Annotated in this window: 13 protein-coding genes; 12 read left to right on the forward strand and 1 reads right to left on the reverse strand. The window is 65.8% G+C overall.

Annotated elements, in window-relative coordinates; all coding sequences use genetic code 11:
- The first annotated feature begins 12 nt into the window (after nucleotides 1–12).
- The 6 genes from G6N28_RS20890 (at nucleotide 13) to G6N28_RS20910 (ending at nucleotide 5,982) form a co-directional block, all read left to right on the forward strand.
- Nucleotides 13–1,530 carry a TldD/PmbA family protein gene (locus tag G6N28_RS20890; RefSeq protein WP_163903609.1) on the forward strand — a complete coding sequence of 506 codons (1,518 nt, stop codon included), beginning with the start codon at nucleotides 13–15 and terminating at the stop codon, nucleotides 1,528–1,530.
- Between the two features lie 3 nt (nucleotides 1,531–1,533).
- Nucleotides 1,534–2,910, forward strand: a complete 1,377-nt coding sequence (locus G6N28_RS20895; RefSeq protein ID WP_163903611.1) for a metallopeptidase TldD-related protein — start codon at nucleotides 1,534–1,536, stop codon at nucleotides 2,908–2,910.
- Nucleotides 2,911–2,917: 7 nt separating this feature from the next.
- Complete coding sequence (locus tag G6N28_RS20900) at nucleotides 2,918–3,763, forward strand: carboxymuconolactone decarboxylase family protein (RefSeq protein WP_179962126.1); 846 nt, start codon at nucleotides 2,918–2,920, stop codon at nucleotides 3,761–3,763.
- Between the two features lie 113 nt (nucleotides 3,764–3,876).
- Nucleotides 3,877–4,767 carry an aldehyde dehydrogenase family protein gene (locus G6N28_RS20905; RefSeq protein ID WP_264073045.1) on the forward strand — a complete coding sequence of 297 codons (891 nt, stop codon included), beginning with the start codon at nucleotides 3,877–3,879 and terminating at the stop codon, nucleotides 4,765–4,767.
- Nucleotides 4,768–4,925: 158 nt separating this feature from the next.
- A complete protein-coding gene (locus tag G6N28_RS27340) occupies nucleotides 4,926–5,018 on the forward strand; it encodes a hypothetical protein (protein WP_264073046.1) in 93 nt (30 codons plus the stop codon).
- A gap of 7 nt (nucleotides 5,019–5,025) precedes the next feature.
- A complete protein-coding gene (locus G6N28_RS20910; RefSeq protein WP_264073047.1) occupies nucleotides 5,026–5,982 on the forward strand; it encodes a CaiB/BaiF CoA transferase family protein in 957 nt (318 codons plus the stop codon).
- A 130-nt stretch (nucleotides 5,983–6,112) separates the two neighbouring features.
- Here the strand turns inward: G6N28_RS20910 and G6N28_RS20915 are convergent, their stop codons facing one another.
- On the reverse strand, nucleotides 6,113–6,313 hold the full coding sequence (locus G6N28_RS20915) for a hypothetical protein (RefSeq protein ID WP_163903613.1): 201 nt from the start codon (nucleotides 6,311–6,313) through the stop codon (nucleotides 6,113–6,115).
- 451 nt (nucleotides 6,314–6,764) lie between these two features.
- On the opposite strand from G6N28_RS20915, the gene G6N28_RS20920 reads away from it, so the two are divergent.
- From G6N28_RS20920 to G6N28_RS20945, 6 genes are all read left to right on the forward strand, one after another.
- Nucleotides 6,765–7,199, forward strand: a complete 435-nt coding sequence (locus tag G6N28_RS20920; protein WP_163903615.1) for a CBS domain-containing protein — start codon at nucleotides 6,765–6,767, stop codon at nucleotides 7,197–7,199.
- Between the two features lie 23 nt (nucleotides 7,200–7,222).
- On the forward strand, nucleotides 7,223–7,693 hold the full coding sequence (locus G6N28_RS20925) for a DUF5709 domain-containing protein (protein WP_163906491.1): 471 nt from the start codon (nucleotides 7,223–7,225) through the stop codon (nucleotides 7,691–7,693).
- 138 nt (nucleotides 7,694–7,831) lie between these two features.
- The gene (locus G6N28_RS20930) at nucleotides 7,832–8,017 is read left to right on the forward strand and encodes a hypothetical protein (protein ID WP_163903617.1); all 186 of its coding nucleotides are present in this window, start codon (nucleotides 7,832–7,834) and stop codon (nucleotides 8,015–8,017) included.
- 235 nt (nucleotides 8,018–8,252) lie between these two features.
- On the forward strand, nucleotides 8,253–8,585 hold the full coding sequence (locus G6N28_RS20935; protein WP_163903619.1) for a DUF4193 family protein: 333 nt from the start codon (nucleotides 8,253–8,255) through the stop codon (nucleotides 8,583–8,585).
- 105 nt (nucleotides 8,586–8,690) lie between these two features.
- Entirely contained in the window at nucleotides 8,691–10,100 is a 1,410-nt protein-coding gene (locus G6N28_RS20940; RefSeq protein ID WP_235674644.1) for a phosphoribosyltransferase family protein, read from the forward strand.
- Between the two features lie 257 nt (nucleotides 10,101–10,357).
- Entirely contained in the window at nucleotides 10,358–12,019 is a 1,662-nt protein-coding gene (locus G6N28_RS20945; RefSeq protein WP_163903621.1) for a class I adenylate-forming enzyme family protein, read from the forward strand.
- Nucleotides 12,020–12,058 lie beyond the last annotated feature (39 nt).

Raw genomic sequence — 12,058 nt, forward strand, 5'->3', positions numbered from 1 at the left:
AAATTGGAGGCCGTGACAGCGAGCCGACGCGTCGACGCCGACTTTCTCGAGCTGCCGCGACATGCCCTTGCCGATACGGCGTTGTCCGCGGCCGTGGCCGCCGGAGCCAGCCACGCCGATCTGCGCATTCACGCGATCACGACCGAGTACGTGCAGATGCGCGACGGGGAGCTGGAGACCGCCGTCGTCAACCGCGAGATCGGTCTGGCGGTGCGGGTGATCGTCGACGGCACCTTGGGGTTCGCCTCGCACGCCGAGCTCAGCGCCGAGGTCGCGGCCGACACCGCTCGCCGCGCCGTCGGCGTGGCGAGGACGCTGGCCCCGCTCAACGCCGAACGCATCGAACTGGCCGCCGAGCCGGTGTATTCCGACGTCACCTGGGTGTCGGGCTACCGGATCGACCCGTTCACCGTGGCGTCGACGGACAAGCTCGCCGTACTGGGCGAGTACTCCGGGCGGCTGCTGGCCGCCGACGGTGTGGATCACGTGTCGGCCGGGGTCAACGCCGTCAAGGAACAGACGTTCTACGCCGACACCTTCGGCTCGTCGATCACGCAGCAGCGGGTGCGGGTGCTGCCGATGCTGGAGGCGGTCACGGTCGACCCCGCCGCGGGCACATTCGAGACCATGCGCTCACTGTGCCCGCCGTCCGCGCGCGGCTGGGAGGTCTTGGCCGGTGACGACGTGTGGAGCTGGTCAGCGGAGCTGGCCGAGCTTCCCGAACTGCTCGCCGAGAAGGTCAAGGCGCCCAGCGTCGTCGCGGGCCCGACGGATCTGGTGATCGATCCATCCAACCTGTGGCTGACGATCCACGAATCGATCGGGCACGCAACCGAATACGACCGCGCGATCGGTTATGAGGCCGCGTACGCGGGCACGTCGTTCGCCACACCGGACAAGCTGGGCACCATGCGCTACGGTTCGCCGGTGATGAACGTGACCGCCGACCGCACCGTCGAATACGGCCTGGCCACGGTCGGATACGACGACGAGGGCGTGCGCGCACAGAGCTGGGACCTGGTGCGCGACGGCGTCTTCGTGGGCTATCAACTGGACCGGGTGTTCGCGCCGCGGTTGGGTGTTGCGCGCTCCAACGGATGCTCCTATGCCGACTCCCCGCACCACGTACCGATCCAGCGGATGGCCAACGTGTCGCTGCAGCCGGCCGCCGAGGATGTCAGCACCGAGGACCTGATCGCCCGGGTGGACGACGGCATCTACATCGTGGGCGACAAGAGCTGGTCAATCGACATGCAGCGCTACAACTTCCAGTTCACCGGTCAACGGTTCTTCCGGATTCGGGGCGGCAGGCTGGACGGTCAGGTGCGCGACGTGGCGTACCAGTCGAGCACGACGGACTTCTGGGGCTCGCTGGAGGCCGTCGGCGGGCCGTCGACCTGGCGCCTCGGCGGGGCGTTCAACTGCGGCAAGGCCCAACCGGGGCAGGTGGCGCCGGTCAGCCACGGCAGCCCGTCGGCGTTGTTCCGCGGCATCAACGTGCTCAACACGCGTGCCGAGGCGGGGAGGTAACCCGTGATCGGTGCACAACAGGTCATCGACACCGCGCTGGCCGAGGCGGCTCGGCTGGCGAAGGCCGACGAGACGATCGTGTTGGTCACCGACCGGCTCGATGCGTCGCTGCGCTGGGCAGGCAATTCGATGACCACCAACGGTGAGTCGACCAGCCGCAGCACCACGGTGATATCGATTGTGCGCCAAGGTAAAGAGGCGCGGGTGGGATCGGTACGGTCCAGCGAGGTGGATCCTGGCGTCATCGCCGGCCTGGTAGCCGCATCGCAGGAGGCGGCCGCGTCGGCGCCCGAAGCGCGCGACAGCGCCGAGCCGTTGGAGGCGACCGAGGCGCCGCAGGACTGGGACTCTCCAGTACCCGGCACCGGCACCGAAGTGTTCCTGCCGCTGGCGGACACCCTCGCCAGGCGGGGTTTTCGCGGCCGGGACCAGCTGTACGGCTACGCCAGGCACGTCATGGAGACGACTTTCGTGGCGACGTCGAACGGGTTGCGACGGCGCTACACCCAGCCGACGGGTTCGGTGGAGATCAACGCGAAACGCGACGGTGCGAGCGCATGGGTGGGGGTGAGCACACCCGACTTCATCGATGTGCCAACGGAATCGATGCTCGACGAGCTGTCGGTGCGACTGGACTGGGCGCAGCGGACGGTGGAGCTGCCCGCCGGACGGTACGAGACGATCCTGCCGCCGTCGACGGTGGCCGACCTGATGATCTACCTGACCTGGACGATGGACGGGCGCGGCGCCCAAGAGGGCCGCACCGCGCTGTCGGCGCCCGGCGGGGGAACGCGGGTGGGGGAGAAGCTCACCGACCTGCCGCTGACCCTGTACTCCGATCCGTACGCGAGCGGGCTGGAGTGCACCCCGTTCGTGGCGACCACGACGTCCTCGGAGCGGATCTCGGTGTTCGACAACGGTATGGACATCGGCCGGGTGGACTGGATCCGCGACGGCGTGATCAACGCGTTGGCGTACCCCCGCGCGGCCGCTGCGGAGTTCGGCGCCCCGGTGGCGGTGCCTGCCGACAACCTGCTGATGACCGGTGGCACGGCGAGCCTGGCCGACATGATCGCCAACACCGAGCGCGGGCTGCTGCTGACCACGTTGTGGTACATCCGTGAGGTCGACCCGGCGGTGCTGCTGCTCACCGGGCTCACCCGCGACGGTGTCTACCTCGTCGAGGACGGTGAGGTGACCGCGGCCGTCAACAACTTCCGGTTCAACGAGAGCCCGCTGGATCTGCTGCGCCGCGCGTCGGAGGCCGGGACGACCGAGGTCACGTTGCCGCGGGAATGGGGCGACTGGGCGACCCGCGCGGCGATGCCGACGCTGCGGATCCCGGACTTTCACATGTCGTCGGTGAGCCAGGCGCAATAATCCTCAGATGGACACAGTGGAACTGGCCGACAGGCTGGCGGGGCTGGTGGCGATGTCATCGGCCGACCGCGGCCTGGACACGCTGATCCGGTTGACGTGCGCCGAGGCATCGGGGTTACCGCCGCTGCCGGTGGAGGCTGACCCTGGGGACGGGCCCGCCGAGCGTGACCCGGTGGTGGCGGCGTTCGCCGAGCAGTTCGTGGTCGATGTGTCGCAGATCAGTGACACGCAGCGTGCGCAACTTTGGTCAGCGTTGGGCGACAACGCGTTTCGCGCGGTGGTGGCGATCTTCATCGCCGACTTCGTCCCGCGGGTGTGGGCGGGATGTGAAGCGTTGCGGCTGGGCCGGCCCGGTGCACGCGAGGTCGTGGACTGGGATCACGACGGCGATCCGATCGATGCGCTGCTGAACGGGTTCGTGCCCGCGGTGGCCCGGGTACGGGGTCTTGACCCGGTGACTACGGAGGTCGTGCGGTTGCGCGGGGCCACGCAGCACAACTGCCGGCTGTGCAAGTCGCTGCGGGAGAGCACGGCGCTGGACGCGGGCGGGTCGGAGGAGATGTACCGCCAGATCGAGCGGTATGAATCGGCCGAGTGGCTCACGGAGGCGCAGAAGGCGGCGCTGCGATACGTCGACGCGCTGATCTGGTCGCCGGCGCGGATATCGGCGGAGGTGGCCGACGGTGTGCGGAAACATTTCTCCGAGGAGCAGGCGTTTGAACTGACGTTGGACGTCATGCGCAACGCCGCCAACAAGATCGCGGTGTCGCTGGGCGCCGATGCGCCGCGGGTGGCCGAGGGCACCGAGCGGTACCTGCTCGACGCCGACGGGCAGACGGTGTACGCCAGCTAGGGGCCGGGGGTCTTGGGGGTGCTACCGGCGATTGCCAACCTCTGAGCGAAAAATTCGCTCAATCGAGCCGCGGCGGTAGGTCGCGGGGTTCAAGCCCCGCCCGCCCCGTGGTCGTGGGCGGTGCGGACGTCGGAGAGGAGCTGTGTACGCACCGAGGTGTCGACATGATCGGATTCACCGGTTCGACGGCGACCGGTCGACGCATCCGGGAACTGTCGGCGGCAACGATGAAACGCGCACAGCTGGAACTAGGCGGCAAGAGTGCGCACATCGTTCTCGACGATGTCACGGAAAGTGGCGTTGCCGGAATAGGATTCGGACAAGTGCTGATGCATGCCGGGCAGGCATGCACCGTCACATCGCGACTTCTGTTGCCCGAGCACCTGCTCGACGCGTATGTCGATGGCGTCAAAGCCATGGCGCCAATGATCACGGTCGGGGACCCGCGTGATCCCAGCGCTGTCGTCGGCCCGCTTATCAGGGATCAGCAGCGTCAACGAGTTGAGTCCTTCGTTCTGGCCGGGGTGCAGGAAGGCGCGCGGCTGGTGGCCGGCGGCAAACGTCCCGAACATCTCGCACGCGGCTTCTACTATGAACCGACGGCATTTGTTGGCTGCCGCAGCGACATGCGCTTATGCCAGGAAGAGGTGTTCGGTCCTGTGCTGGCGGTGATGACCTACCGCTCCGAAGAGGAAGCCATCCGCATCGCGAACGATTCCATTTACGGTCTGGCAGGTCTGGTGATGACGCGCAACGCCGCAAGGGGTTTCAACGTCGCGAGGCAGGTCAGGACAGGCACCATCATGGTGCAGCCTCTCGCGCCCGGTGCCGATCTTGGCGCCAATCCCGGTGGCGGTCAGGGCCCCGGCTGGTCTCTACCGACGCGCGGCATGTTCAACGGCGGGGGACCCTTCGGCGGCTTCAAGCAAAGCGGCCTCGGCCGCGAGCAGGGGCGCTGGGGCTTCGAGGAATACACCGAGTTGAAGTCAATCACCATGATGTAGCCGCACCGTACGTTCGAGGACGTGCCGCGTCGTGGTGCGTCCGCACTCCGGTCCGGAAAGGTCGCGTTATGGAACTTCTCAAGGATGTCCGAGTTCTCGAGGTGTGACTGTTCTCCGCGGATGCGCTGGGTGGTCATCTGGCTGACCTCGGCGCAGAGGTGATCAAGGTAGAGCCGCCCGGCGGCGGTGGTTTCCGCGGTCCGGCGGTACAGGGCGGCGAGCTGCAGGACGCCCCAGTGGAACCGCGGTAAGAAGAGCGTGGCGATAAACCTCAAGACTACTGAGGGGCAAGAGGCATTCCGCCGGCTGGCCGCGACATCGGCAGTGGTGATCGACGGGCTTCGGTACGGAACTGCACACCGTCTTGGTTTCGGCTACGACGAGGTCGTCGCCGTCAACCCGTCGGTTGTCTACTGCGTTCTCAATGGCATGGGCAGTTATGGGCCGTATACCCGGTTGGCCACCCACGGGCTGTCCTTCGACTGTTTCGCGGGGTTGAGTCCGCCGATCATCGAGGCGGACGGAACTCCACGTCTTTCGGGAGCGGCGACAGGCACAACAGGTGTTTTGGCGGGGCCGCTGTACGCAGCGATGGGTGTACTCGCCGGGCTGCACGCTGCGGGGCGAGACGGCACGGCGCAGTACATCGAAGTAGCCCAAGTCGATGCCGCGATCAACCGGAACTTTCAACACCTCTCGGCGCTGGCCAATGGTCAACCGGACTACGGCGAGGGAATCCGCGCTTCGCTTAGATACCAGTACTACGAAACGCGCGATGGCAACTATGTGGTGTTCATCGCCCTCGAGGACAAGTTCTGGCGGAGGTTCTGCGAGTCACTCGACAGGATGGATCTGTATGAACCGGGGCGCCAGAAGCCGGGAGAGGATGTTGAGGCAGAGGCCTGGCTGCGCAACGAGTTGACCGCGATCTTCAAGGCCCGCACTCGCAGGGAATGGACCGATTTCTTTATCGCGACCGATATCGCTGGTGCGCCAGCGTTTTTGGGCGCCGATCTGTTGGACGACGACCACACGAAGGCTCGCCGACTTGTCTATGAGCAAGCACAGCCTGACGGGACCTCGAAGAGGATGGTGGGCACGTGCATAAAGACCAATCCCGATGACGGATTCGCACCGCCAGCAGCGCCACACGTCGGGCAGCATACGGAAGAGGTGCTCACCCGCCTGGCAGGCTACGACGCGGCCGGAATTTGAGCAGCTACGTGCGACGGGCACGATCTGAACATCTTCGCGCCCATCCGAAGTCAAGACTGCCGGGGTTTCTCCTAGTCGCGGTGACGCCGGCTAGGGACTCATGATCCCGTGGTGCTCGTGATTGCACTCCTCAATCGCTGAATTCGACTCCCCCGGGAGGGTGATTCACCGCCGTCACCTTGACCCACGTCCCAGCCGGGTAATAGACGACCTTCGCGGTTTCGGCTTCGCGGACTCCAAGGACACCGGCCACGATGGCGAACGAGTCGTTGTCGGTGAATGCCAGCTCATGCGTGCCTCCGCGAGTGGGCACTTCCACTGTGAATGACATAGACGGAGTGTTGCATCGATAGCCCGACCAAGCAGCGGTTGACGCATTCCGTTGCCGGGGCGACGGTGCACGACTGTTCGCCAGGTTCGCCAGCTGAGGCCGCCGCGGCAGTCAAGAGCGCGCGAATCTGCTCCCTCCGCCTCCCGCCCCAATGACCCGGGAAGGTGTCTGCGAACCAACGGCACCCGACCTGACTTTGCTAGCGCCCAACGTCACTGTCTCAGAGGCTCAAGGACCCTTGATGGCGGACATGAAGATCCTCATCTGCCGCTACACGGTCCCCGCGCGGGCCCTGGCGTGGCTCGGCGTGGTGCAGTGCAGTACATCTCGTGGGGTCAAATGTCGCTCGGTTTTTGGGCCAAAGGACCCTGGCCGGGTTGGTCGAGGCAATTGAGTATCGAGCTATCAGGAGTCGGACCATCCGGGTTCCGGTCGATTCGAGGAGGACATCATGACCACCGTCCGCGAGATCATGCACACCGGGGCTACCTGTGTGGACGAGCATGAGACGTTGACCGCCGCCGCCCAGAAGATGCGTGATCAGGGTATCGGTGCGTTGCCGATCTGCGGAGACGACGAGCGCCTGAAGGGCATGCTCACCGACCGCGACATCGTCGTCAGGGGCATCGCCGCCGGGCGCGATCCCAACACGACCACCGTCGGCGAGCTGGCCCAGGGCTATATCTACCGCGTCGACGCCGACGCCAGTGTCGAGGAGATGCTCAACGTCATGGAAGAGCACCAGGTCCGACGGCTGGCCGTGATGGACGATGACCGCTTGGTCGGCATCGTCAGCGAGGCCGACGTGGCGCGGCACCTGCCCGAACACATGGTCGCGCAGTACGCCAAGTCGATCTGTGCCCCGTTGGCCATCGCCAGCCAGTGACCCTTTGACACGTGACCAGCACCATGAGCGCTTCGTATGAGGACGATCCGGCGGCGGGCGAGAACGGCGTGGACGCAGAGAACCAGTTGCAGCCGCTGGACACGCTGATCGATCAGGACGTCGACGACATCCTCGATGTGGGGTATTCGCCCCCGGAGCGGATGTCGGGGTATGACCCACTTCGTCCCCCGGCGGGTATGAATCAGCTGCTCGCGCAGGAGGAACCGGATCCGGCATCACGGATCAACGTCCCGCTCGACGAAGCCGAGCGACGACGGGCCGAGGCCGCCGTGCTCGAAGTGGAGTTTCCGCGGCGAGGCGAAGTCGGAACCCAGCGCGCAGGCCGACTTGTAGCGCCGGACCTGGGGGTTGGCGAAGACACCGAGCCAGAACTGGTGGCCGAGGACGTCGGCATCAGTGGCGGCGCGGCCACCGCGGAAGAAGCCGCCGTGCACATCATCGAAGAGGAAACCGAGGACGGCGGACACGGTTGACAACCTCGCAATCGCGTCGGTGGCCGGGCTCGTGATGGCAGCCCCTGCACATTAGGGACGCATGACCCTGGGGGTCGCCAATCTTCGGTGATGATCACCATGTCGAGTCACGACCGCGAAGGACTCAAAGGAGTCCTGATGGAACCTTTGCGGATGCGCTGGCCGCGGGGGCCAATACGGTGGCTATTCAGCCGTAACCCGTTGGTGCGTTGGGTGGACCGCCTCGAGGCAGTCATTGTGCTGATCACCGCCTCGGCGGCTTTGATGGCCGTTCCGGTCGCGGGCGCGGTGGGCACCGCGGTCCACTCACCGCGCCTGCTGTGAGCAAAAAACTTCTCGTCATGCCAGCCGACATTAGAAGCCGGTCATAGCAGTCAGCAGAGCCTTAGGTCCCGAGTATTCACGGCAGCCTCCAAGGCGTTTCCTCGGCATTCCAAGGAGTTACGAGTTATGACCGCTGATGGCCCGGATCGGGACCTCCGACCCTATTAAGGCTCCGACATGTCGTGGTCTGATCGGCGACTACGCCCGCGGATCTCAGGTGGAAAGGAGGCGCACGATGGGTGCCACACGGACCCGGCGCAGGTCAGAGACGTTACTCAAAGATGCGACGGCCTCGCTGCCGATGGATAGCGGTGAGGCGATGCTCAGTGAATTGCTACCCGGCCATGGGCGGGCAGCGACACGGTTCGTCGTCGACGAAACCGAGGAGCCCGACGCGGCGGGGCTGCTCGCTTTGGACAGCTCGGAGTTGATCGCCGACGACATGATCGTGCCGGTCATACCAAAACGAGCCGACGAGTTCACGTGCTCGAAGTGCTTCCTCATTCACCACATCAGCCGGTCGGCTACCTCGGCTGACGGTCAGCCGACCTGCACCGACTGCGCGTAGCAGGGACCGGAAGCAGCCTGAAGGCCTCGTTGAAGGCCTTGGTCCCAGGCCGATATGGCCATTGGACCCTTCTGCAGGCACGCGTCGGCACGGCAGACTCGCGCCATGACAAGCATGGACGACCGTAACGACGCGCAGGGTCGACCGGGTCGCCGGCTGGCCTGGTTACGCGCTGACAACAGACCGTTTGAGGACCGTGTCGATGCCGGGCGTCAGCTGGGCACGCGCCTGGATTCCTTCCGTGGCCAGGACGTGGTCGTGCTGGGTCTGCCGCGAGGCGGAGTGCCGGTTGCCTTCGAAGTCGCACGGAGGCTACAGGCACCGCTGGATGTTCTGGTGGTGCGCAAACTCGGGGTGCCGTATCAGCCCGAACTTGCGTTCGGCGCCATCGGCGAGGACGGCGTGCGGGTGGTCAACAACGCTGTCGTAGAACAGACCCGGCTGAGCCAAGACGACATGGAGGCGGTGGAACGCGCGGAGCGGCGCGAGTTGGAGCGGCGCTCGGAGAGGTTCCGCGGTGACCACGGCCGGATCTCACTCGGCGGGCGAGTGGCCATCATCGTCGACGACGGCGTGGCCACCGGTGCGACGGCGAAGGCGGCCTGCCAGGTCGCCCGTGCCGAGGGCGCCAGTCGGGTGGTGTTGGCGGTTCCGATTGGCCCAGACGATGTCGCCGAGAGGTTCGCCGACTACGCCGACGAGATTGTCTGCCTGCAGACCCCCCCGTTCTTCTACGCAGTCGGGCAGGGGTACCGCAATTTCACCCAAACCTCCGACGATGAGGTGATCGCGCTGCTCGACCGAGCCCGCGCCGACTTCGCCGACGCGGCCGCGGCAAGTGTCGCCGGCAACCCACGACTCGGTGACGGGGAAGTCGAGGTCCGTGCCGGGGAGGTGACGGTGAACGGGCATCTGACGGTGCCCGAGCAGCCCATCGGGATCGTGGTCTTCGCCCACGGTAGTGGCAGCAGCCGCCACAGCCCCCGTAATCGTTACGTCGCCGAGGTGTTGAACCGCGCCGGGCTGGCGACCCTGCTGTTCGACCTGCTCACCCCGGCCGAGGAGGTGGACCGTGCCAACGTCTTCGACATCGACTTGCTGGCCGAGCGACTCGTCGGCGTCACTCAGTGGCTGACCGACCAGCCCGACACCGCGACGCTGCCGGTCGGCTACTTCGGAGCCAGCACCGGGGCGGGCGCAGCGTTGGTCGCCGCCGCCGATCCGCGGGTGCGGGTGGCCGCGGTGGTCTCCCGCGGCGGACGGCCCGACCTGGCAGGTCAGGCGCTGAGCAAGGTGCACGCGCCCACGCTGCTGATTGTGGGAGGACATGACAACCTGGTCCTCGAACTGAATCGTCGGGCCGAAGCAGCGATCCCGGCACCCTGCAGGCTCGAGGTGATTCCTGGGGCCACCCACCTGTTCGAAGAACCGGGTGCTCTCGACCAGGTGGCGGTGTTGGCCCGCGACTGGTTCATCGACCACTTGAGCCGAATGGCCGCGAGCGCCAATCCGTAGCAGAACGAAAAGCTGACGTGCACACCATATCTGGGGTCGAGGCGTGGTAGTCCAGCCGCGACGAGTGCATCAGGGAGGCGGTGCTCGGTGCCGCCGAAAGCTACCGGTGGACGTGAGCTAAGCGCCGCGGGCACCTGGTCAGCGGCCCCTAGTCGCGGGATTCGCCGCACCCCGTTGTTCTCCGTCCTGTGGCAAAGTATTATGTCCGACATTAATTTAGTTAACTGTTTAGGCTCGCGTACGGCTGGAGACGATTCATGAGCAGCCCCGCACAGATCATGGCCTCGCCGTCACTCGGCGACATGACGGTGGGCGAAGCGCTTGCGATGGCAGCCTCGGCTCGTCCGGACGCTCCCTACATCACCGCCGGCTCGGCAGAGCTCTCCTTCGCCGAACTCTGGCAGAGCAGTGGGCGGTTGGCGACCGGGCTCGTCGAACTCGGGTTGCGCAAGGGTGACCACGTCACCACTGCGGTGACCAACCGCATCGAATGGGTGGTGATCGCGTTCGCGCTCGCCCGGCTGGGCGTGGTCAATGTCCTTGCGAATCCCCGATATCGCGCAGGTGAGTTGGCCTACCTGGTGGCTCACTCTCGGTCTCGCTTCGTCATCTCCGACCGCGCCCTCGACACGGATTTCGACTCTGCTCTCACCCACGAGTTGATGGTGCTGGGTGGGTCTGGCAGCGCCTCCGGGGTGGACCGTCTCCAGGTCGAAAGTGCGCACGGCCGGCCGGATCCGCGGTGGAAAGCGCTGTTGGAAACGCCCGTCGACACGAGCGCCATTGCCAGCGTGGCCGGGACTCTCAATGCCGACGACGTGCTCTATATCCTCTACACCTCGGGCACCACCGGTCGGCCCAAGGGCAGCATGACCCGACACGGCGCCGCCCTGTTGAATGCCTTCAACAGCGGAGAGCGCATGGGTTTCGACAGCGGTGATCGACTTCTGTGCTATCTGACCATGACGCACTGCTTCGGCGCGGTGAACGCACTGCTGAACACGCTCACCCACCAGTGCCGTCTCGATATCCTGAACGAATTCGATCCGGGTGTGGTCCTGGATCTGATCGAAGAGCGGCAGATCACCGCGATCTACGGTGTGCCAACCCACTTCACCATGCTCTGTGACGCGGCCGCGCAGGGCCCCGCTCGAGATCTCCACACCCTGGTCAAAGGCTGCTGCGGTGGTGGCGAGATCACACCGGAACTACAGGCGGCGATCGCCGCCCACCTGGGCATCGAATCACTCACCCACGCCTATGGCATGAGCGAATCGACGGCGATCATCAGCCAGAGCCTGCACTCCTGGCCCCGCGAGCGCCGATTGGGCACTGCCGGTCTACCGCTGCCCGGTGTCGAAGTGCGCATCACGGATCCCGAGACCGGTATGGAATGCCCGACCGGATCCGCCGGAGAGATCGCCATACGCGGATTCAACGTCCACGCCGGCTACTTCATGCTCGACCCCGATCCCTCGCTACGAGAAGATGGTTGGTGGGAAACCGGTGACATCGGCGTGCGCGGACCCGACGGAGCGATCACGATCCGCGGCCGGTCCAAGGACATGTACAAGACCGGCGGTTTCAACGTCTACCCTGTCGAGGTCGAGACATGCTTGGCCCGGCATCCAGCGGTCGGTGACGTGGCCGTGGTCGGTGTGCCCGATCGGCGCAAGCAGGAGGTCGGGGCTGCCTTCGTCGTGCCCGTACCCGAAACGACGGTCGACCCCGAGGAGTTGCGGGCGTTGGCCCGTTCCGAGCTCGTTGGATACAAGGTTCCCGAATACGTCTTCCTCGTCGAGGAGCTACCGCGCAGTTCGGCCACGCTCAAGGTGCAAAAGCACGTGCTACGGGAGCGTGCCCGAAGCCTGCTCGAAACCGCCCACTCCGCGGCGTCGGCCCGCATCGGTTCGTCGTGACGGGCGCAGCCTTGCGAACCGCAGACACAAATCTTGTTG

It is taken from the genome of Mycolicibacterium pulveris (assembly GCF_010725725.1).
In the GTDB taxonomy this organism is placed as follows: Bacteria; Actinomycetota; Actinomycetes; order Mycobacteriales; family Mycobacteriaceae; genus Mycobacterium; species Mycobacterium pulveris.